The organism is Pseudomonas sp. B33.4 (assembly GCF_034555375.1).
GTDB lineage: Bacteria > Pseudomonadota > Gammaproteobacteria > Pseudomonadales > Pseudomonadaceae > Aquipseudomonas.
The window spans coordinates 3097355-3119790 of sequence record NZ_CP140706.1; the positions used below are offsets into that span (position 1 = coordinate 3097355).

Consider the following 22436-nt stretch of genomic DNA (forward strand, 5'->3'; position numbering starts at 1 on the left):
GAGAAGTACGCCGACCTGATCGAGCGGCACCGAATCCACGATCGACCCGGTTTTCCAGGTCGACGTATGACGTAAAACACCTCGGTCAGCCCCCTCTCCCTCAGGGAGAGGGCTGGGGTGAGGGGCAATGCTTTACCGAATCCATAATCGACCCGTTTTTTCAGGTCGATGAATGACGCAAGACACCGCGGTCAGCTCCCTCTCCTCGGGGAGAGGGCTGGGGTGAGGGGAACAGGCAACACCGCAGAAGAACCTGCATAAAACAATAAAAGTGAGTGGTGAACATGGACGTACGCATCAAGCCGATTTCGGTCGGCACCCTGCTGCTTGTGATTTCTGCAACCCAGGCTCAGGCCGAGTACCTCGAAGCCGGCCAACCCGGCGATCCCGCCAGTTGGCGCAGCGCTGAATTTCTCCGCGACTGGGGCCTGAACCGCATGCAGGCCGAGCAAGCCTACGCCGCCGGCATCACCGGCCAAGGCGTGAAAATCGGCGCCCTCGACTCCGGTTTCGATGCCGCCCACCCGGAATTTGCCAGCGACCGTTATCACCCGGTACTGGCCAGCGGCAGCTACATTGACGGCTCGCCGTTCAACGTCGACGGCACCCTCAATCCCAACAACGACTCCCACGGCACTCACGTGGTCGGCACCATGGGCGCCTCGCGCGATGGCGGCGGCATGCACGGCGTGGCGTACAACGCGCAGATCTACGTCGGCAACACCAACAAGAACGACAGCTTTCTGTTCGGCCCCAACCCCGACCCGCGCTATTTCAAAGCGGTATATGACGCCTTGGCCGATGCCGGCGTACGCGCGATCAACAACAGCTGGGGCAGCCAGCCGCCGGATGTCAGCTACCGCACCCTGGCCGATCTGCACGCCGCTTACGCCCAGCACTGGAACAAAGGCACGTGGCTCGACGCGGCAGCGGATGTTTCCCGGCGCGGCGTGATCAATGTGTTCAGCGCCGGCAACAGCGGTTATCCGAATGCCAGCGTGCGTTCGGCGCTGCCTTATTTTCAGCCGGATCTGGAAGGCAACTGGCTGGCGGTTTCGGGGCTCGATCAAAGCAATCAGCAAAAGTACAACCAGTGCGGCCTCGCCAAATACTGGTGCATCACCACGCCGGGGGCGAAGATCGACAGCACCATTCCCGGTGGCGGTTACGCGATCAAGTCCGGCACCTCGATGTCTGCACCGCATGCGACCGGTGCACTGGCACTGGTGATGGAACGCTACCCGTACATGAACAATCAGCAGGCCCTCGAAGTGCTGCTGACCACCGCCACGCAACTGGATGGCTCGGTCACCGATGCGCCGACCGAACGTGTCGGCTGGGGCGTGGCCAATCTCGACCGGGCGATGCGCGGGCCCGGGCAATTGCTCGGCGCGTTTGATGCCACTCTGGCGGCAGGGCAGCGCGATGTCTGGAGCAATGACATCTCCGACAAGGCACTGATTCAACGCCAAAGCGAAGACCTCGCCGAGCACACTGCCTGGCAGCAAACCCTGCAAGACAAGGGCTGGCAGAACGGCGTTGCCGCAGGCGCCAGCCAACAGGATCAGACCGATTACGCGGTCGGCACTGCTCGTGATGCAGCGGCGGCGAATCGGCTTTACCAAGGCAGCCTGATCAAGTCCGGCGGCGGCCAGTTGATCCTCACCGGCGACAACACCTATCGCGGTGCGACGACGGTCAATGGCGGCTTGCTCACGGTCAACGGTTCGCTGACTTCCGCTGTCACGGTGAACGACGGCGGCACCCTCGGCGGTTCCGGGCGAATCGGCGCGTTGACCGCCAACAGCGGCGCTCGCGTGGCGCCGGGCAATTCCATCGGCACCTTGAATGTGGCTGGCGATGTGAACTTCGCGCCGGGCTCGACCTACGCCGTTGAACTGTCACCCACCAGCAGCGACCGCATCGTTGCCGGCGGCACCGCCAACATCAGCGGCGCCACCGTCAGCCTGTCGCTGGAAAACAGTCCGACGCTGCTCAGCACCACCGAGGCGCAAAGCCTGCTCGGGCGCCAGTACGACATCCTGCAAGCGGTCGGCGGCATTCAGGGCCAGTTCGCAGCTGTGCTGCCGAATTACCTGTTTATCGGCGGCAGCCTCGACTACGCCGCCAACGGCATTCAACTGGATATCGAGCGCAACGCGACGACTTTTGCCAGCGTCGGCCAGACGCCTAATCAACGCTCGGTGGCTGCCGCCGTCGAAGGCCTGGGCGCGGGCAATTCGGTGTACGAAAGCCTGTTGCGTTCACCTGACGCGGCTTCCGCGCAACAAGCGTTCCAGCAGTTGAGCGGCGAAGTCTACCCGGCGTTGAGTTCGATGCTGATCAATGACAGCCGCCAGTTGCGTGATGCAGTGGGCGAGCGTCTGCACGATACCAATGCTGCGCAAATCAATGGCTGGATCAAAGCCCTCGGCGCGTGGGGCACGACCGATTCGAGCCACGACACCGCAGGCTACAGCACTTCGATTGGCGGTCTGCTGGCCGGTGTCGATGGCGCGCTGGATGAGCAGACGCGCATCGGTCTGGTCACCGGTTACAGCGACAGTTCGCTGAGCATGGGTTCGGGGACGCATTCCTCGGCCAAAGTCGACAGCTATCACCTGGGCGCGTACGCCGGCCGTGAAATCGGCGCGTGGCGCTTGAGCACGGGCGCGGCGTACAGCTGGCATCGCGCCGACGTGAAGCGCGATCTGCAATACGGTGACGTCAGCGCCAAGCAGAAAGCCAAGGTCGACGCGGCGACCACGCAAGCGTTCGGCGAGGCGGCTTATCGCTTGCACCTGCAACCATTGGCGCTGGAGCCGTTCGCCAACCTGGCCTACGTGCATCTGGACACGGAAGGGTTGACCGAGAAGGGCGACGCGGCCGCGCTGAAAAGCTCGGGCGATCAACGTGACGCGGTGCTGAGCACCCTCGGCGTGCGGGCGATCAAGACCTTCAATCTTTCGCCTGCGCAATCACTCGACGTCAGCGGCCACCTCGGCTGGCAGCACAGCCTGAGCGACATCGATTCCGAGCAGCATCTGCGCTTTGCCAGTGGTGGCACGCCGTACACGGTGGAGAGTTCCGCGCTGGTGCGCGATGCAGCGCTGGTTGGCGTGCAGGCCAGCCTGGCGTTGAGCAAAGACGTACGGGTGAACCTTGATTACAACGGACAACTGGCCAGTCGCGAGAAGCTTCATGGCGTTGGCTTGAGCCTGAACTGGCAGTTTTAAGCAAGATAACCCGGTCCCTGTAGGAGCTGCCGCAGGCTGCGATCTTTTGATCTTGCCTTTAAAAAGCAAAGGCAAAGATCGCAGCCTGCGGCAGCTCCTACAGGTTATGTGAACACCAGCGTGCAGCGTGTTTACAGCTGAAGAGACGGATTTTTCGCAACATCACTAAGGAAGGTCGCTGGATGAATAACAACAATACCCCCGCGCAAACGGGAGGCCGCTTTGCCCTGAAAACCCTCACGCTCGCCGTGCTCTGTGCCATCGGCACAGCTCATGCGGCACCCTATGTGGAGAGCGGTCGCACGGGCGATCCATCGAGTTGGCGTAGTACCGAGTTTCAGGCCGATTGGGGTCTGGGCGCGATCGGTGCCGATCACGCTTACGCCGCCGGTTACACCGGCAAAGGCGTGAAACTGGGGATCTTTGATCAGCCGGTGTATGCCGCTCACCCGGAGTTTTCCGGCAGCAATAAAGTCGTCACCCTGGTCACCAGCGGGATCCGCGAATACACCGACCCGTACATCCCGGTCAAAGCCGGCGATGCGTTCCGCTATGACGGTTCGCCCTCGGTCGGCTCCGACGGCAAACTCGGCGCCCACGGCACCCACGTCGGCGGTATCGCCGCCGGCAGTCGCGACGGCGGGCCGATGCACGGCGTGGCGTTCGGTGCGCAGATCATCAGCGCCGACAACGGCGACCCGGGCCCGGAGGACGGCATTGTTCGCGGCAACGACGGCGCGGTGTACAAGGCCGGTTGGGATGCACTGATCGCCAGCGGCGCGCGGATCATCAACAACAGTTGGGGCATCGGCATCACTGACCGCTTCGACCTCGGCGGCCGCGATCCGGCGTACCCGCATTTCACCGTCAATGACGCGCAGTTGCAGTTCAACGAAATCCGCACACTGCTCGGCACCAAACCGGGCGGCGCCTATGACGGCGCAATTGCCGCCGCGCGCAGCGGCATCGTCACGATCTTCGCCGCCGGTAACGACTACAACCTCAACAACCCGGACGCCATCGCCGGCCTCGGCTATTTCGTTCCGGACATCGCGCCGAACTGGATCACCGTCGCCGCGTTGCAGCAGAACCCGGACCTGGCCAGCGCCAACCCGTACATCATGAGTACGTTCTCTTCGCGTTGCGGCTACACCGCGAGCTTCTGCGTCTCGGCGCCGGGCACGAAAATCTTCAGCGCGATCATTGAAGGCACCAACGCCGACAACCTCACCACCAGCTACAAGAATTACAACGGCACCTCGATGGCCGCGCCGCACGTCGCCGGTTCCATGGCCGTGCTGATGGAGCGCTTCCCGTACATGACGGGCGACCAAGTCGCCACGGTCTTGCGCACCACGGCCACCGACCTCGGCGCACCGGGCATCGACGCCTTGTACGGCTGGGGCATGATCAACCTGCGCAAGGGCATCGACGGCCCGTCGATGTTCGTCACCGAGCAGGACATTCCGGCGGAATTCCGCATCGACGGCGCTTACGGTTCCGGCCAGTTTGTCGCGGATCTGCCGGGCATCGGCGCGATCATCGATCAGGGCAAACCGACCGAGCGCGTGTGCACCGACATCACCTGCGGCCTCGATACCTGGCGCAACGACATTTCCGGTCACGGCGGTTTGACCAAGCAAGGTATCGGCACCCTGGTGCTGACCGGCAACAACACTTACAGCGGCCCGACCCTGGTCAATCAGGGACGGCTGGCCATCAACGGCTCGCTGCAATCGGCGGTGACGGTGAATGACGGCGGTATCCTCGGCGGCAATGGCCATATCGGCGCGCTGTCGGTGAACAGCGGCGGTACGGTCGCGCCAGGTAACTCCATCGGCACCCTGAATGTGGCCGGTGACGTGACGTTTGCACCGGGTTCGACCTACGCGGTAGAGCTGTCGCCGCCCAGCAGCGATCAGATCATCGCCACGGGCAAAGCCGTGATTGAAGGCGCCACTGTGAGCATGTCGCTGGAAAACAGCCCGACATTGCTGACCACCAACGAAGTGCAAAGCCTGCTCGGCACTCAGTACAACATCCTGCAAGCGGCGGGCGGCATTGAAGGGCGTTTCGGTCAGGTGTTGCCGGATTACGCGTTCCTCGGCGGCACGCTGGCGTACTCGGCGAATGGCATCCAATTGGCGGTCGGGCGTAACGACGCCTCGTTCGCCAGCGTCGGTCTGACGCCGAATCAACGCGCCGTGGGCGCTGCGGCTGAACGGCTGGGCGCTGGCAATGCGCTGTTCGAAACCCTGTTGCTGTCGCCGAATGCGGCGTCGGCGCAGCAAGCCTTCCAGCAATTGTCCGGCGAAATCCACCCGGCCATTGGCACAATGCTGATCAACGACAGCCGTTACCTGCGTGAAGCGGTGGGCGAGCGTCTGCGCGAGCGTGATCTGTTCAATGCCGGCGCTCCAACCGATGACCGCAGCAACGCCTGGGTCAAGGTGTTGGGTTCGTGGGGCGAGAGCGATGGCGGGCATGACAATGCCGACTCCAACAGCTCCATCGGTGGCTTGCTGGCCGGTGTCGATGGCCTGATCGCTGAAGATACCCGTCTGGGTTTCGTTACCGGTTATAGCGACAGTTCGTTGAGCATGGGCAGCGGCACGCATTCGTCGGCGTCGGTCGACAGCTACCACTTGGGTGCGTACCTGGGGCATCAGATCGATGCGCTGCGTCTGACCGTCGGTGGCGCGTACAGCTGGCACCGTGTCGACGTCAAACGTGACCTGCAGTTTGGGGACGTCAGCGGTAAACAAAAGACCAAGCATGATGCCGCAACCACTCAAGTATTCACCGAGGCCGCTTATGATCTGGGCCTGCAACCGATGAATCTGGAGCCGTTCGCCAATCTGTCCTACGTGCACCTCAACACTGAAAGCTTCACCGAAAAAGGTGATGCGGCAGCGCTGAAGGGCGGTGAGGACAATCGCGATGTGGTGCTGTCGACCCTCGGTGTGCGCGCCAAGCGTTCGTTCGCCCTGTCGGATCAGCATCAGCTTGAGCTGGGCGCGAGCCTCGGCTGGCAGCACAACCTGAACAACGTTGATGCCGACAGCCACCTGGCCTTCGCCAACGGCAACAGCGCGTTCACCGTGCAGGGCGTGTCGATGGATCGCGACGCTGCGGTGGTCGGCGTGCGGGCGGGTCTGGCGCTCAACCGCGATGTGCGGGTGAACCTGGATTACAACGGACTGATCGGCTCGAACGAGAAGGACCACGGTGTGGGTCTGACCCTCGACTGGCAGTTCTAAGGTGTACCGGCAGCTCTTGGGAGAGCTGCCGGTTTTTGAAGGAAGAGAGAGCACAACATGGGACTGTTCGATTATAAAAATGCCGATGGCAAATCCTTGTACAGCGACGCCATCGCACTGACGCTGTATGCCTACACGCCGACCGGCAAACCGTTGCCGGCCACCGCTTGGGCGCCGGTCACGGCGACGGCGTTGGGCTATCAGGGCAAGGTCGGGCCACAAGGCACGTTCTTTGGCGAGAAGGACGGCTTCACCAGCGCCGAAGCCGAAGTGCTCGGCAAATACGACGCTGCCGGCAAGTTGATTGGCATCGGCGTGGCCTTTCGCGGCACCGGCGGGCTGGGTTACAGCGATACTTTCGGCGACCTGAAAAACAACCTGCTGGCCGCCATCGGGCCTTCGGATTACGCGAGCAACTACGCGAAAAACGCTTTCGACAATCTGCTCAAGGCTGTCGCCGCGTTCGCCATTGCCAACGGCATCGGTGCCAAGGACGTGCTGCTCAGCGGCCATAGCCTCGGCGGGCTCGGCGTCAACAGCGTGGCCGAGTTGAGCGCGAGCAACTGGGGCGGCTTCTTCAAGGACGCCAACTACATCACCTTCGCCTCGCCAACCCAGAGCAGCACCGGCAATAACGTGCTGAACATCGGTTTCGAGAACGACCCGGTGTTCCGCGTGCTCGACGGCACCACGTTCAGCAGCGCGTCGATGGGCAAGCACGACAAGCCCCACGATTCGACCACCGACAACATCGTCAACTTCAACGACAACTACGCTTCCACCGCGCAGAACCTGGTGCCGTTCAGCATCGTCAATCCGCTGAACTGGTCGGCCCACAGCTCGCTGGGGTATGCCGATGGCTTGAATCGGGTGATCGATTCCAGGTTCTACAACCTGACGCATAAAGACTCGACGATCATCGTCTCCAATCTGGAAGAAGCGTCTCGCGGCAAGACCTGGGTTGAGGATCTCGGTCGCAGCGGCGAGCCGCACACCGGCAGCACGTTCATCATCGGCACCCAGAGCAGCGACTGGCTCAAGGGCGGCGCGGGCAATGACTTCCTTGAAGGCCTGGGCGGCGATGACCGTTTCCGTGATGACGGCGGCTACAACATCCTGCTCGGTGGCCAGGGCCACAACACCTTCGAACTGCAGAAACCGCTGCAGAACTTCAGCTTCGCCAACGACGGTGACGGCACGCTGTACGTGCGCGACGCTTACGGCGGCATCAGCATGACCCGCGACATCGGCGCGCTGGTGAGCAAGGAATCGGGTTCGTGGTGGGGCAGCAAGGAAATCACTTGGGGTGTCACCGCCAAGGGTTTGACCAACGGCAGCGAGCTGACCCAGTACAACCACTCGCTCAGCGGCGATGGCTACGGCAATGCGCTGCACGCCTCGGCTGACGGTGACTGGCTATTCGGCCTCGGTGGCGATGACAAGCTGATCAGCGACAAGGGCCATGTGACCTTCGTCGGCGGCGCCGGTAACGACGTGATGACGGCGGTGGGTGGCAACAACACGTTCCTGTTCAGCGGCGCGTTCGGTTTCGATGCCATCAACGGCTATCAGGGCAGCGACAAACTGGTGTTCATGGGCGTCGAAGGCGCGGGGCAGGGCTACGACTACAAGCAGCACGCGTCGCAGACCGGCAACGATACCGTGCTGAAGATTGGCGACTATGCCGTGACCCTGATCGGGGTGGGAGTGGCTAACCTGTCGGACTCGGCGTTCGTGTTCGCCTAAACAGTAATCCTGTAGGAGCTGTCGAGTGAAACGAGGCTGCGATCTTTTGATCTTGCTTTTAAGAGCAAAGTCAAAAGATCGCAGCCTTCGGCAGCTCCTACAAAGGTCGCGTTAAAGAAGTGTTGTATCGAAATGCTCCGGGGCGTCCCCGTGGGGCGCCCTGGCTGTGAGCTATCTCTAACAATTCCAACAAGAGAGAGGCAATAGCAATGGGTGTGTATGACTACAAGAACTTCGGCACAGCCGATTCCAAGGCGTTGTTCAGCGATGCCATGGCGATCACGCTGTATTCCTATCACAACCTCGATAACGGCTTTGCCGCCGGTTATCAGCACAACGGATTCGGCCTCGGCCTGCCCGCTACGCTGGTCACGGCGCTGCTCGGTGGCACCGACTCCCAAGGCGTCATCCCCGGCATTCCGTGGAACCCCGACTCGGAAAAACTCGCCCTCGACGCCGTGAAAAAAGCCGGTTGGACGCCGATCACCGCCTCGCAATTGGGCTACGACGGCAAGACCGATGCGCGAGGAACCTTCTTCGGCGAGAAGGCCGGTTACACCACCGCGCAAGTGGAAATCCTTGGCAAGTACGACGCCCAAGGCCATCTCACGGAACTCGGCATTGCCTTTCGCGGCACCAGCGGCCCGCGGGAAAACCTGATCCTCGACTCCATTGGCGACGTGATCAATGACCTGCTCGCGGCCTTCGGCCCCAAGGATTACGCCAAGAACTACGTCGGCGAAGCCTTCGGCAATCTGCTCAATGATGTGGTGGCGTTTGCCCAGGCCAACGGCCTCAGCGGCAAGGACGTACTGGTCAGTGGGCACAGCCTCGGCGGCCTGGCGGTCAACAGCATGGCGGACTTGAGTGGCGGCAAGTGGGGCGGTTTCTTTGCCGATTCCAATTACATTGCCTACGCCTCGCCGACCCAGAGCAGCACCGACAAAGTGCTCAACGTCGGCTATGAAAACGACCCGGTGTTCCGCGCCCTCGACGGCTCGACCTTCACTGGCGCCTCCATCGGTGTGCACGATGCGCCGAAAGAGTCGGCCACCGACAACATCGTCAGCTTCAACGATCACTACGCCTCGACCGCGTGGAATCTGCTGCCGTACTCGATCCTCAACATTCCCACCTGGATCTCGCACTTGCCGACCGCGTATGGCGACGGCATGAACCGGGTGATCGACTCAAAATTCTACGACCTGACCAGTCGCGACTCGACGATCATCGTCGCCAACCTCTCGGACCCGGCGCGGGCCAACACCTGGGTGCAGGACCTCAACCGCAACGCCGAAACCCACAAGGGCAGCACGTTCATCATCGGCAGTGACGCCAACGATCTGATCCAGGGCGGCAGCGGCAACGATTATCTGGAGGGGCGCGCCGGCAACGACACCTTCCGCGATAGCGGCGGCTACAACGTCATCCTTGGCGGGCAGGGCAGCAACACCCTCGATCTGCAAAGCGCAGTGAAGAGCTTCGACTTCGCCAATGACGGCGCCGGCAACTTGTACGTGCGCGATGCCAACGGCGGGATCAGCATCACCCGCGACATCGGCAGTATCGTCACCAAGGAACCGGGGTTTCTCTGGGGCCTGTTCAAGGATGATGTGACCCACAGCGTCACGGCCAGCGGTTTGAAGGTCGGCAACAACGTCACGGCGTACGACTCCAGCGTCAAAGGCACCAATGGCGCCGACACGCTGAAGGCGCATGCCGGTGGCGACTGGTTGTTCGGGCTGGACGGCAACGATCACCTGATCGGTGGCGCGGGCAATGACGTGTTTGTTGGCGGTGCCGGTAACGACCTGATGGAGTCGGGGGGCGGGGCGGATACGTTTCTGTTCAACGGCGCGTTTGGGCAGGATCGGGTAGTTGGTTTTACCGCCAACGACAAACTGGTGTTTCTCGGTGTGCAGGGTGTTTTGCCGGCGGAGGATTTCCGTGCCCATGCTGCGACTGTCGGGCAGGATACGGTGCTGACGTTTGGCAACGATTCGGTGACGTTGGTCGGGGTGTCGCTGAACAGCTTGAGTGCTGATGGTGTGGTGATCGCCTGATGTTGATGCGGCGCCTTTAAGGGCCCTTTCGCGAGCAAGCTCGCTCCCACAGGGGATTTGTGAACGACACAGATCCAGTGTGGGAGCGAGCTTGCTCGCGAAGAACGATAACTCGGTTTCAAAAGTGACTCGATGGCCACGACCTGACTCAAACCCCTGCAAAACAGGAAATGCGGCCTAAAGCCAGCACGTGCGCACACGTTCTATAGCTAGCCGCCATTGAGTACAGGAGATTCAAACGTGAAAGGTTTCAAGGGGTATGTCGGGTTCGTTGCACTGGCGCTGTGTTCGGCCAATGTCTGCGCCGATCTGCCTCAAAGTTCGATTCTGAGCCGTTATGGCATCACCATCGACCAACTGCCGAGCCCGGCGAAAACCGAGGTGGTCGAACCGGTAGAAGAGAAGAGCCGCTTTCAGATCCAGCCCGAACAACCGTTCGTGACCTTGCGCCTGGGTGACGGTAAACAGCCGCAAACCACCGGCAATCTGAGCATCGATCGCATGACGCAGCAGGATCTGGAACGCTGCCGGCGTTTGCAGGGTGAAGTGGTCAAGCGGGGCGGCACGTACATGCCGTGCGACGGCAGCCTCCCGGGCATGCCGACTTTCGAATAATACAAATATCCCTGTAGGAGCTGCCGCAGGCTGCGATCTTCTGCTTTTGATTTTCAGATCCGGATCAAAAGATCGCAGCCTTCGGCAGCTCCTACACGTATCGCGGGGTGTCAGTCTTCTTCGCGAACGGTCGCCACTTCATCAGCGCGGACCTTCACCTTGGCCCCGGAAATATCCTCGAACTCATAGAAGCCGTCCTTGGTTTTGGTCTTCGGCATGTCCTTGGTCAGATACTGGGTGCCGTTCTGCAGGGTGACCACTGTCGGCGTCGAGCAACCGGCCAGCGCCAGTGCGGCGGCGATGGCGAAAGGGATGCCCAGTGATTTGATTTTCATACCCACCTCTAAATCCTCATTCGATGTGATGCCGAGCATTGTCGGCCTTCTAACGCGGTTGGTGCTATCTCCGTGAGAAAAGTTCGATGGCCCGGCGAAAAAATGCCATTGATCATTTTCCGTTTGCACCGGGCAGGGCACAGCTGGTATCTGTACGCATAACCAGTACTCGTTCGCCATGGCCCTGAATTCCCGTGACTGCCAATCCCCTCGACGATCCGTTCTATTACCTTAACAACTTCCGGCAAGTGCTTGATTGGCTTGAGCTTCGCTATGCCGATGTGATGAGCGAAACGGAACACGCCTTTATCCATGACTTCAAGGCCTTGCCCCGTGCATCGCAGGGTTTGCTGGTGCGGATGGTGATGCGCAAGGGTGTGCATTTTCGGGCCGGCAAACTCAACTACCTTGAAATCGGCGACATCGCCGAGGCCGCGCAGCCCTTGCTGGAACGTGGCTGGATCGACGAACACGCGCCGCTGACCCTCGCCGAGTTGTTCGACGTGCTGCTCAAGGCCGAGCTTCTGCAAGCCTTCGGCGCCGCCATCGAACAGCCCAAGGGGCGCAAGGATGACTGGCTGCCGCTGCTGGCCGAGCAGTTCAACGAGTTGCGCAGCCTGCGCGATTGGGCACCGCTGCTGCAAGACCGGTTGTTCAGCCTGACCCTCATGGACCTGTGCGACCGCTTGCGGCTGATGTTCTTCGGCAACCTGTATCAGGACTGGTCGGAATTCGTCCTCGCCGACCTGGGCATCTTTACCTATGAAAAAGTCGAATTCTGCGCGGACTCGCGAGGTCTGCGCAGCCGTGAAGACGTCGACGCCTGTCTGTTCCTGCACCACTGCCAAATGCGCTTCGAGGCCGGCGAACCACTGGACACCATCGTCGAGCAGGTCAGTACGTTGCACTTCGACAACCCGTGGCTGCAACGTCGGCGCGGCAAAGTGCTGTTTCAGATCGGCCAGTACTGCGAGCGCATCAGCGAATTTGCCCTGGCCCTGAGCATTTACCGTGACTGCGCCTATCCCGGCGCGCGTTTGCGCATGATTCGCGTGCTGGAGCGCAGCGGTGAATACGCACTGGCACTGGAACTCGGCACACTCGCCGAACAGGCACCCGAAAGCGCCGCCGAGCAGCAAGGTCTGCAACGGATTCTGCCAAGGGTGCGGCGCAAACTCGGCGGCCCGCCGCTCAAGCGCACATCGGCGAAACCGGTCGAGCGGCTGGATCTGCAATTGCCGCGCACCGACCCAGCCTTGTCCGTGGAGTTTTACGTGCAGGCGCATCTGCACGATGACGATGGCCCGGTGCATTACGTGGAAAACAGCCTGATCAACTCGCTGTTCGGCCTGTTGTGCTGGCCGGCGATTTTCGCGCCGTTGCCCGGTGCGTTCTTTCACCCGTTCCAGCGTGGCCCGGTGGACCTGCTCAACGAAGATTTCCAGCACCGCCGCGCCGAGCTGTTTCAGGCGTGCCTGAGTGAACTCGATGACGAACGCTATGCCGCGACCATTCGCCAGCGCTTCATCGACAAGTGGGGCATCCAGTCGCCATTCGTGTTTTGGGGCGCATTGAATCAAGAGCTGCTGGAGCAGGCACTGGCCTGTCTCCCCGCCGAACACCTCAAACACTGGTTCAACCGCTTGCTGCTCGACATCAAGGCCAACCGAGCCGGCATGCCCGACCTGATCCAGTTCTGGCCGCAGCACAAAACCTACCGAATGATTGAAGTGAAAGGCCCCGGCGATCGCCTGCAGGACAACCAGTTGCGCTGGCTGGAGTTCTGCCATCAACACCAGATGCCAGTGGCCGTGTGTTACGTGCAATGGGCGGAGCAGATCGCTTGAGCTACAGCATTGCCGTGCGCGCACTGTGCGAGTTCACCGCCAAGACTGGCGACCTCGACCTGCGCTTCACCCCATCACCCACGGCGCTGGAGGGTATCGCCGGCCACCGCACCGTAGCCTCGCGGCGCAACGAGAAATATCAAAGCGAAGTGGCGCTGGAAGGCGAGTTTCTGCAATTGAAGGTCAAGGGCAGGGCGGATGGCTATGACCCGGCGCAAAACTGCCTGGAAGAGGTCAAAACCTACCGGGGCGACCTGAGCAAACAACCGGCCAATCACCGCCAGTTGCATTGGGCGCAGGCGAAGATCTATGGCTGGCTGATGTGTCGCAAACTCGACCTTGAGCAGATCAATCTGGCGCTGGTGTATTTCGATATCGTCAGCGAAAAAGAGACCTGTCTGGTCGAAGCGTTCAGTGCAGATGCGTTGCAAGCTTTTTTCGAACAGCAATGCACGCTGTTCCTGCAATGGGCCGAACAGGAAATGGCCCATCGCGAGGCGCGCAATCTGGCCGCGCAACAACTGACGTTTCCCCACGCGGATTTTCGCCCCGGTCAGCGGCATCTGGCCGAGTCGGTGTTCAAGGCCGTCAGCACCGGCCGCTGTCTGATGGCCCAGGCGCCGACCGGCATCGGCAAAACCCTCGGCACACTGTTCCCGATGCTCAAAGCCCTGGCGCCACAGCAACTGGACAAGGTGTTCTTCCTCACCGCCAAGACACCGGGGCGCAAACTGGCGCTGGATGCCAGTCAGGTGTTGTTCGATCAGTCGCCAGCCTTGCCCTTGCGGGTGCTGGAAATGGTCGCCCGCGACAAGGCCTGCGAACACCCGGACAAAGCCTGCCACGGCGAATCCTGCCCGTTGGCCCAAGGCTTTTATGATCGCCTTCCGGCCGCGCGGGAAGCGGCCAGCCGAATCCGCCTGCTCGACCAAGCAGCCATGCGCGAGGTCGCCGCGCAACACGCGGTGTGCCCGTATTACCTGAGTCAGGAGATGGCCCGTTGGGTAGACGTGGTGATCGCCGACTACAACTACTACTTCGACTTCAGCGCCATGCTCTTCGGTCTGGCCCAGCTCAACCAATGGAAAGTCGCGGTGCTGGCGGACGAGGCGCACAACCTCGTCGAGCGTGGCCGGCAGATGTACAGCGCCAGTCTTGATCAGTTCACCCTCGGCAGTGTGCGCAAAACGGCACCGGCGCCGTTGAAAAAATCCCTGCAACGGATCAACCGTGAATGGAACGCGCTGCATGCGCCGCAATTGGCGGCGTATCAGGCGTACGACAAGGCGCCGGAAAAACTCCTGCAAGCGATCTCGCTGTGTTGCGCCGCCATTGGCGATTACCTCAATGACCATCCGCAGGGTCTCGACAGCGCCTTGCAGAACTTCTATTTCGACCTGCTGCAATTCGCCCGGGTCGCGGAGCTTTACGACGAGCATTACCTGTTCGACATCAGCAAGCGTGACCTCGACCGCAAAAAGCCGCTGTCGCAATTGTGCCTGCGCAACGTGGTGCCGGCCGCGTTCATTGGCCCACGCCTGAAAGCGGCGCGCAGCAGTGTGTTGTTTTCTGCCACGCTCAGCCCGCGCCACTATTACGCCGATTTGCTCGGCACGCCCGCCGACACCGTGTGGATCGACGTCGAATCGCCGTTTTGCGCCGAGCAGTTGCAGGTGCAGATCGTCAGCCGCATCTCGACGCGCTTCAACCATCGTCAGGCCTCGCTGGAGCCAATCGTTGAACTGATCGCGCGGCAGTTCAGTGAGCGCCCCGGCAACTACCTGGCGTTTTTCAGCAGCTTCGATTATCTGCAACAAGTGGCGTCGTTACTGGCTGAGCGTTATCCGCACATCACCCTCTGGCAGCAATCGCGAGGGATGCTCGAAGGCGCGCGGCAGGCATTTCTCGACCAGTTCACCGCACACAGCCAGGGCGTCGGCTTTGCCGTATTGGGCGGTGCGTTCGGTGAAGGCATCGATTTGCCCGGTGCGCGGCTGATTGGCGCGTTCATCGCGACACTGGGGCTGGCGCAGTTCAATCCGGTCAACGAACAGCTCAAATACCGCATGGCCGCCATCTTCGGCGCCGGTTATGACTACACCTACCTGTACCCCGGCGTGCAGAAAGTGGTGCAGGCCGCCGGGCGCGTCATCCGTACCCGCGAGGATCGTGGCGTGGTGATGCTGATTGACGATCGCTTTGCCGAGAGCCGGATCAAACAGCTGCTGCCGCGTTGGTGGGCAATCAATCATGAGTCGGCTGCTTCCCAATTCGCCGGATTGCCGCATACTTCCGATCATGACAATGGCTGGTGAGTGTGATGAGCGAAAACAACAAGACCGCGGCGATCGAAGAGATGCGTTTTCGTCTGCTGATCGATGCGGTGGTCGACTATGCGATCTACATGATCGATCCCGACGGCATCATCACCAGCTGGAACTCCGGCGCCAAACGCTTCAAGGGTTACGAAGAAGCGGAAATCCTCGGCGAACATTTCTCCCGCTTCTATACCGCCGATGATCGCGCCGCCGGCCTGCCGCAACGCGCGCTCGATACGGCGATCCGTGAAGGGCGTTTCGAAGGCGAGGGCTGGCGGGTGCGCAAGGACGGCACCAATTTCTGGTCGCACGTGGTGATCGATCCGATCATTGATCCAAACGGTAAATTGCTCGGCTTTGCCAAGATCACCCGCGACCTGACCGACCGCAAAATGGCCGAGGAAACCCTCAAGCAAAGCGAACAGCAGTTCCGCTTGCTGGTGCAGGGCGTTACCGATTACGCGATCTACATGCTCAGCCCCGAAGGCCGGGTCAGCAACTGGAACCAGGGCGCCCAGCGGATCAAGGGCTATCTGCCGGAAGAAATCATCGGTCAGCACTTTTCGATCTTCTATACCCCCGAAGACCGCGAACTCGGCGAGCCGCAACGGGCGCTGGAAATCGCCACCCGCGAGGGCCGCTTTGAAAACAAGAGCTGGCGCATGCGCAAGGACGGCACGCGGTTTCTGGCTCATGTGGTGGTCGATGCGATTCGTGGCGATACCGGAACGTTGCTCGGTTTCGCCAAGATCACCCGCGACATCACCGAAGCCCATCAGGCTCAGCAGGCGCTGGAGAAAACCCGGGAAGCGCTGTTCCAGGCGCAGAAAATGCAGGCGATCGGGCAACTCAGCGGCGGCATCGCCCATGACTTCAATAATCTGCTGACGGTGATTCTCGGCAACCTCGAGATCGTGCACAAACGTGTCGGCGACGATGCGAAAATCAGCCGCCTGCTGGAAAACGCCACCCAAGGCGCGTTGCGCGGCGTGTCGCTGACCCAGCGCATGCTGGCATTCGCTCGCCGTCAGGAATTGAAGACCGAATCGGTGGATATCGCGCAATTGGTTCAGGGCATCACCGGCTTGCTACGCAGCTCCCTTGGGCCGGGCATCCGTATCGACACGCGGTTTCCCGACGATCTCGAGCCGGTGCTGGCGGACTCCAATCAGTTGGAACTGGCCTTGCTCAACCTGGCGACCAACGCCCGCGACGCCATGCCCGACGGCGGTTCGGTAAGCATCAGTGCTGAACCGCAGGTGGTGCTTGAACTCAGTCATTCGGATCTGCCGGCAGGTCGTTACGTTTGCCTCAGCGTGATCGACAGCGGCGAGGGCATGGATGAGCACACGCTGGCGTCGGCCAGAGATCCGTTTTTCACCACCAAAGGCTTGGGCAAGGGCACCGGACTGGGGTTGTCGATGGTCCATGGCTTCATTGAACAGCTCGGAGGCCGTTTCATTCTCAAGAGCGAAAAGGCTCGAGGCACCACGGCTGAACTGTGGATTCCGGTGGCCGTCGAGGGCATGACCAGCAAGCCGCTGCTGTCACACGCCGAACCGGTGGTGGTACCAAGACTCAGCGTACTGGTGGTGGATGACGACTCGCTGGTGTTGACCAGTACCAGTCTGTTACTCGAAGACCTCGGCCATCGGGTGGTCAGCGCGACGTCCGGGGCGCAGGCACTGTCGTTGTTCGATCAGGGTGAAGTCATCGACCTGATGATCACCGACATGGCCATGCCGCAGATGAGCGGGGCGCAACTGGCCCACGCGGTGCGTCTGCTCAAACCGGATCTGCCGATCATCCTCGCCACCGGTTACGCCGAGCGTCTGGAAGGTTTTGCCGCGCAACTGCCACGTTTGCCCAAGCCGTTCACACAAATGAATCTGGTGGCGATCATTGCGCAATCGATGAAGTGAGGCGGTGGTCAATCCGGCTGAACTTGCGCGCCAACGGGGACTTCTAAATGTTTTCCCCACCCCGGAGCGTGCGTCTTTTGTCTCGCATACTGACTGAGCCAACTGCTGAAGAAACCCTGACCGAACACGACGCCAAGATGTTCGGCTCACCGAAGGAACGGCTGGATTTCTATCGGCGGGAGATCCAGTACGAAACCAGCATCCTCGCCAACCGCACCGACGCCTATCTGGCGGCGCAGTCGTTTCTGGTGATTGCCTTTGCTTCGTGCATGGCCAACCTCAATCCGGAGTGGGGCAAGTTGTTCACGCTGGTGGTGCCGCCGTTTCTGGCGCTGCTTGGGTTGCTCAGCTCGCTGAATGCCTGGCCGGGCATTCGTGCGGCGTATGACATCATTGATCACTGGCATTTCAAGCAGAGCCATTTGCTGCACAGCGAGCCGCTGATGGGCTTGGCGTATGACGAATCGCCGCTGTTCAGCGAGATGGAGTCAAGCCACAAGGGCTATCGCAAGTCGCTGCTGTTTTCGGTGCGTACGCCTTGGATCTTTGCGACGTTTTGGGTGTTGCTGGGGAGTTATGCGGTGTTTATTCAGGTGACCAATCCGGGGGGATGATTGGTCTTCACGCAAAAGCCCGGCGCAGGTAGCCGGGCTTTTTCATTCGCTTGGATTTTGTGTTGCCATTCAGATCGATCCCCCTCACCCCAGCCCTCTCCCCCAATGGGGGAGAGGGGGAAGGGAGCCGATCGCTGTCGTGGTCAACATCTGCGATCGACTCGGTATTTCAAGTCGGCGTACCTCAACCATTCACCTCGGTCAGTTCCCTCTCCCTCTGGGAGAGGGCTAGGGTGAGGGGCTGTTCTGGCTCACTCCACGGTCTCAAGCTGTCGACGCAACGCCACCGAGTTCTGCGACGACATCGGGATTGGCGGGAAATCCTCGTTCAATACGCACAAATGGTCGATCGCATCTTCAAACATCGAATCGGCTTTCTTGCGCAGTGCGCGGTAACGCTCGAACTGTTCGATGTCCAGATCCTTAACGTCAAGCAGCGCATTGGCCGCTCGATTGAGGGTGTGGGCGTTATCGAACAATTGACGATTGCGCTCCAGAGCCAGTGCTCTGCAAGCCTTGATTTGCGCAGGAGTCGAGCATTCTTTCATGACCGTGACCTTATTCCTCAAGGATTCCGTTTCATAGGCGTATCGCCGCAGGGGAACCGAACCTGCCGGGCCCCGCCGGACACATCTGGCGAGGGGTTATGCTTGTGACTGTCGGCGATTAAGCAGAGATCCATTTTTTTACAGAAAAAAATTCGATCAATTCGTTGATAAAAACCGGGATTAAAAATCAGGTTTTTTGTTTCTTGTGCTGTTCATAGCGAGCGAGGATCGGTTGGGTGCTGATCCCGTGAATCAGGATGCTCAGCGCCACCACCGACAAGGTCAGGTCGGTGCATTGCGTGGCCACCGTGTCGGTCAGCCCGTGATTAAAGGCATAAAACAGATAAAACAGGCTACCGATCCCGCGAATGCCAAACCAGCCGATCAACAGCCGTTGCCGTCCCTCCAGCAGCGTGCCCCATGGCATCAGCGCGACGCAGGCCGGGCGGATCAGGCAGAACAACACGCCGCCCACCAGCAACGCCCGCCAATCCCAATGCGCCACCAGCACCACGCCGAGCAGGGTCACCAGAAACACCTCCATGGCGCGCTCGACAAGGCTGCCGAACGACAACATGTCGCCCATCATGATCCCGGCGGCAACCTGGCTGCTTTCCAGCCGTTCGGTGTCGCCGTGCACCGCGTGTTGCGGTTCGACGTTCTGATGGCCGACCACCGGTTGCACCAGATGCTCGGCGGGTGGCTGGCCGGCGCCGGTGGATTTGACTTCGACCTGACGCAATCCCAACCCGGCAGCGAACACCGACAGAAAGCCATAGCCGCCAATCGCCTCGGCAACGACATACGCCAGGGCAATCAGCGACAACGCCAGATAATCATTAGGGCTGAGCGTGCTGTCGTCATTGTGGATACGTAGCGAAAGCGTCACGCGCCCAATGCCACGGCCCATCCAGTAACCGGTGAGTAACCCGGCCGGCACCGCCCACAACACACTGCGCAAGACCCAGCCCTGCCATTCGCCGGCGCTGCCATCACCGTGTAGTAACAACAGGCCGAGAATCACGAAGGGGAAGGCGATGCCGTCATTCAATCCCGCTTCGCCCGAGAGCCCGAAACGCACGCTGTCGACATCCCGGGCGTCGTTGACCTGCACCAGCGCTGCCAGCACCGGGTCGGTCGGCGCCAGAATCGCGCCAATCAACAGTGACGGCCCCCACGGCAAGCGCAAGCCAAAGTGCAGCAGCAGACAAACTCCGATGATGGTCAGCACCATCACCGGCCCGGCCAGGCCAAAGGCGATCCGCCAACGCTTGTCGCGCAGGGGCAAACGCAATTTCAAACCGCAGACAAACAGGGAAAACAGCACCGCGACTTCCGTCAGGTGCTCCATCCACAGCGAGGCGTTTTCCAACGACAGTTTCAGCAGATCGAGGCCGCTGGGGCCGATGCCGATCCCCAGCAGCAAACAGACGGCTGACGTGGTTACCGGCATCCAGCGCAGATACGAAGAAGTCAGTGCCAACGTCAGCAGCACGGCACCGAGAACGGCAACCCACACAGTAAAACTCATGATTTGCCGCCTTCAGTGATTAATGACGGCCGCCTGCCGAGACCCATTCGCTGCTGACGCCGCCACTGTAGGAGCTGCCGCAGGCTGCGATCCTTTGACCTTGTTTTTAACATCGAAATCAAAAGATCGCAGCCTGCGGCAGCTCCTACCGTGCGCCGACTCAAAGCATCGGCTTGCCGCCGGTCACGCCATAGCGCTGGCCGGTGATGTAACTCGCTTCGTCCGAGGCCAGCAGCACGTAGATCGGCGCCACTTCCACCGGTTGGCCGGGGCGGCCGAGCGGGGTGTTGCCGCCGAAGTTCTGTACTTCTTCGTCGGGCATGGTCGAGACGATCAGCGGCGTCCAGATCGGCCCCGGAGCCACGCAGTTCACGCGGATCTCTTTTGGCCCGAGCATTTGCGCCAGACCGCCGGTGAAGTTGGCAATCGCACCTTTGGTGGTGGCGTAGGCGAGCAGGGTCGGTTTGGGCAAATCCGAGTTGATCGAGCTGGTATTGATGATCGACGACCCGGCGCGCATGTGTTTGATCGCCGCCTGACACAGCCGGAAGATCGCGGTGATGTTGACGTCGAAGGTCATCACCCATTCGTCGTCGGGGATTTCTTCAAAGGTTTCGTGGGTCATCTGGAACGCGGCGTTGTTGACCAGCACATCGATGCGTCCGAAGCGTTCGACAGTTTTGTCGACCAAAGCCTGGCAGTGGGATTTCTGCGCGATATCGCCGGGCAGCAACAGGCACTGACGTCCGGCCTGTTCGACCCAGCGCGCGGTTTCCTTGGCGTCTTCGTGTTCATTCAAATAGGCCACAGCGACGTCTGCGCCTTCACGGGCGAATGCAATCGCCACGGCGCGGCCGATGCCGCTGTCGGCGCCGGTGATCAGGGCAATTTTGCCGGCCAGTCGCCCGGAGCCGACATAGCTTTGCTCACCGCAATCGGGATAGGGCTCCATCTTGCGTTGCGAACCGGGAACGGCTTGGGCCTGTTTGGGGAAGGGTGGTTTTGGATAGTCGGTCATCGCGGGTCTCCGAGGTCTCAGGGCAGGTATGGGCGGTTGACCCGGTGTGTTTGCCGTGAGTTCGATCGGATTTACGCCGAAGATTTTGCGTGAACACACATCCCCTGTAGGAGTGAGCCTGCTCGCGATAGCGATATTTCAGTCAACATTGATGTTGAATGTCAGGACGCTATCGCGAGCAGGCTCACTCCTACAGGGGATGTGGTGTTTTCAGGTGTTGCGTTGTGTCAGGGCACGCTCCATGCGGGCGATGCCTTCTTCGAGCAGTGCGCGTGGGCAACCGAAGTTCAGGCGTACGAACTGTTGGTGCTGATCGCCGAAGTCCAGACCGGCGCTGAGGCCCACCTTGCCCTGCTCGAGGAAGAACTGCTGCGGGTTGTCCAGATCCAGCGCCGAACAATCCAGCCAGGCCAGATATGTGCCCTGCGGCACATTGATGGTCACGCCCGGCAAGCGGCTGCGTACGGCGTCAACCAGCCAGTCGCGGTTGGCCTGCAGATAGGTTTTCAACTCGGCGAGCCACGGCGCACCTTCGCTGTAGGCAACGCGGGTGGCTTCCATGCCCAACGGATTGACGCTGTCGACCATGCCGCAGCGGGCGTGGTTGACGCGCTCGCGCAGGGCGGCGTCCTGAATGATCATGAACGAGGTCTTCAGACCGGCGATGTTGTAAGCCTTGCTCGCCGACATCAGGGTGATGGTGCGTTGGGCGATTTGCGCGCTCAACGAGGCGGTCGGAATGTGCACGCGACCGTCGAAGCACAGCTCGGCGTGGATTTCGTCGGAGATGATCCAGGCGTCCTGCGCCACGCAAATGTCGGCCACGGCTTGCAGCTCTTCACGGCCAAACACTTTGCCCAGCGGATTGTGCGGGTTGCTCAGCAACAGCGCGCCGCCACCGTTCAGCGATTCACGCAGCACGTCCAGCGGCGTCAGGTAAGTGCCATCAGCCTGCGCAACGAACTCCAGCTCAACCTTGTTCAACCCCCAATGCCCCGGCGCGTGGCGCAGTGGCGGGTAGTTTGGCACTTGCACCACGACATTCTGCTGCGGCTGTACCAGCGCTTTCAAAGCCATGTTGAAACCTGACTCGACGCCCGGCAGAAAGATCAGCTCTTGCGGTTTGACCTTCCAGGCAAACTTGGCCCAGAGGTCGGCGACGATGGCTTCACGCAGGTTGTCCTGTGCCACGCTGTAGCCCACCAGCGGATGCAGCAGGCGCTGTTGCAAAGCCTCGATGATTACCGGCGGCGCGGCGAAATCCATGTCAGCGACCCACATCGGCAAGACGTCGGCCGAATAGCGGCTCCACTTGGTGCTGCCGGTGTTGTGGCGGTCGAATAGCTGATCAAAATCGAAAGTCATGCGCGGTCTCGTGAAGGC

Annotated in this window: 14 protein-coding genes; 9 read left to right on the forward strand and 5 right to left on the reverse strand. The window is 60.8% G+C overall.

The window, feature by feature from the left end; genetic code table 11:
• The first annotated feature begins 284 nt into the window (after positions 1 to 284).
• The 5 genes from U6037_RS13650 to U6037_RS13670 all read left to right on the forward strand — a co-directional run bounded on the left by U6037_RS13650 (position 285) and on the right by U6037_RS13670 (position 10920).
• Positions 285 to 3236 (forward strand): autotransporter domain-containing protein, encoded by a 2952-nt coding sequence (locus U6037_RS13650; RefSeq protein ID WP_322847132.1) that lies wholly within the window; start codon positions 285 to 287, stop codon positions 3234 to 3236.
• Between the two features lie 182 nt (positions 3237 to 3418).
• Positions 3419 to 6496 carry an autotransporter domain-containing protein gene (locus U6037_RS13655; protein ID WP_322847133.1) on the forward strand — a complete coding sequence of 1026 codons (3078 nt, stop codon included), beginning with the start codon at positions 3419 to 3421 and terminating at the stop codon, positions 6494 to 6496.
• A 57-nt stretch (positions 6497 to 6553) separates the two neighbouring features.
• Complete coding sequence (locus U6037_RS13660; RefSeq protein WP_322847134.1) at positions 6554 to 8242, forward strand: polyurethanase; 1689 nt, start codon at positions 6554 to 6556, stop codon at positions 8240 to 8242.
• A gap of 209 nt (positions 8243 to 8451) precedes the next feature.
• Positions 8452 to 10305: a polyurethanase gene (locus tag U6037_RS13665; protein ID WP_322847135.1), complete on the forward strand. Its 1854-nt coding sequence runs from the start codon at positions 8452 to 8454 to the stop codon at positions 10303 to 10305.
• A 240-nt stretch (positions 10306 to 10545) separates the two neighbouring features.
• Positions 10546 to 10920, forward strand: coding sequence for a hypothetical protein (locus U6037_RS13670; RefSeq protein ID WP_322847136.1), 375 nt, complete (start codon positions 10546 to 10548; stop codon positions 10918 to 10920).
• 110 nt (positions 10921 to 11030) lie between these two features.
• On the opposite strand, the gene U6037_RS13675 is transcribed toward U6037_RS13670, so the two are convergent.
• Positions 11031 to 11255: a YgdI/YgdR family lipoprotein gene (locus tag U6037_RS13675; RefSeq protein WP_093431342.1), complete on the reverse strand. Its 225-nt coding sequence runs from the start codon at positions 11253 to 11255 to the stop codon at positions 11031 to 11033.
• 194 nt (positions 11256 to 11449) lie between these two features.
• On the opposite strand from U6037_RS13675, the gene U6037_RS13680 reads away from it, so the two are divergent.
• From U6037_RS13680 to U6037_RS13695, 4 genes are all read left to right on the forward strand, one after another.
• Entirely contained in the window at positions 11450 to 13102 is a 1653-nt protein-coding gene (locus U6037_RS13680) for a VRR-NUC domain-containing protein (RefSeq protein ID WP_322847137.1), read from the forward strand.
• Positions 13099 to 15417 carry an ATP-dependent DNA helicase gene (locus U6037_RS13685; protein ID WP_322847138.1) on the forward strand — a complete coding sequence of 773 codons (2319 nt, stop codon included), beginning with the start codon at positions 13099 to 13101 and terminating at the stop codon, positions 15415 to 15417. The genes U6037_RS13680 and U6037_RS13685 overlap by 4 nt, the downstream gene beginning before the upstream one ends.
• A gap of 5 nt (positions 15418 to 15422) precedes the next feature.
• A complete protein-coding gene (locus tag U6037_RS13690; protein ID WP_322847139.1) occupies positions 15423 to 17342 on the forward strand; it encodes a PAS domain S-box protein in 1920 nt (639 codons plus the stop codon).
• A 77-nt stretch (positions 17343 to 17419) separates the two neighbouring features.
• Positions 17420 to 17956 carry a hypothetical protein gene (locus tag U6037_RS13695; protein WP_016983364.1) on the forward strand — a complete coding sequence of 179 codons (537 nt, stop codon included), beginning with the start codon at positions 17420 to 17422 and terminating at the stop codon, positions 17954 to 17956.
• Positions 17957 to 18207: 251 nt separating this feature from the next.
• Here the strand turns inward: U6037_RS13695 and U6037_RS13700 are convergent, their stop codons facing one another.
• The 4 genes from U6037_RS13700 to U6037_RS13715 form a co-directional block, all read right to left on the reverse strand.
• Positions 18208 to 18504 (reverse strand): hypothetical protein, encoded by a 297-nt coding sequence (locus U6037_RS13700; RefSeq protein ID WP_322847140.1) that lies wholly within the window; start codon positions 18502 to 18504, stop codon positions 18208 to 18210.
• A 187-nt stretch (positions 18505 to 18691) separates the two neighbouring features.
• The gene (locus U6037_RS13705; RefSeq protein WP_322847141.1) at positions 18692 to 20035 is read right to left on the reverse strand and encodes a cation:proton antiporter; all 1344 of its coding nucleotides are present in this window, start codon (positions 20033 to 20035) and stop codon (positions 18692 to 18694) included.
• 160 nt (positions 20036 to 20195) lie between these two features.
• Positions 20196 to 21053, reverse strand: coding sequence for a glucose 1-dehydrogenase (locus U6037_RS13710; RefSeq protein ID WP_322847142.1), 858 nt, complete (start codon positions 21051 to 21053; stop codon positions 20196 to 20198).
• Positions 21054 to 21263: 210 nt separating this feature from the next.
• On the reverse strand, positions 21264 to 22418 hold the full coding sequence (locus U6037_RS13715; RefSeq protein ID WP_322847143.1) for a PatB family C-S lyase: 1155 nt from the start codon (positions 22416 to 22418) through the stop codon (positions 21264 to 21266).
• Positions 22419 to 22436: the final 18 nt, after the last annotated feature.

Excerpts from the sequence above, each read along its gene's own strand:
- U6037_RS13715 (WP_322847143.1), bottom strand. The coding sequence starts at position 22,418 with ATGACTTTCGATTTTGATCAGCTATTCGACCGCCACAACACCGGCAGC.
- U6037_RS13675 (WP_093431342.1), bottom strand. The coding sequence starts at position 11,255 with ATGAAAATCAAATCACTGGGCATCCCTTTCGCCATCGCCGCCGCACTG.
- U6037_RS13665 (WP_322847135.1), top strand. The coding sequence starts at position 8,452 with ATGGGTGTGTATGACTACAAGAACTTCGGCACAGCCGATTCCAAGGCG.
- U6037_RS13700 (WP_322847140.1), bottom strand. The coding sequence starts at position 18,504 with ATGAAAGAATGCTCGACTCCTGCGCAAATCAAGGCTTGCAGAGCACTG.
- U6037_RS13705 (WP_322847141.1), bottom strand. The coding sequence starts at position 20,035 with ATGAGTTTTACTGTGTGGGTTGCCGTTCTCGGTGCCGTGCTGCTGACG.
- U6037_RS13710 (WP_322847142.1), bottom strand. The coding sequence starts at position 21,053 with ATGACCGACTATCCAAAACCACCCTTCCCCAAACAGGCCCAAGCCGTT.
- U6037_RS13650 (WP_322847132.1), top strand. The coding sequence starts at position 285 with ATGGACGTACGCATCAAGCCGATTTCGGTCGGCACCCTGCTGCTTGTG.
- U6037_RS13690 (WP_322847139.1), top strand. The coding sequence starts at position 15,423 with ATGAGCGAAAACAACAAGACCGCGGCGATCGAAGAGATGCGTTTTCGT.
- U6037_RS13655 (WP_322847133.1), top strand. The coding sequence starts at position 3,419 with ATGAATAACAACAATACCCCCGCGCAAACGGGAGGCCGCTTTGCCCTG.
- U6037_RS13660 (WP_322847134.1), top strand. The coding sequence starts at position 6,554 with ATGGGACTGTTCGATTATAAAAATGCCGATGGCAAATCCTTGTACAGC.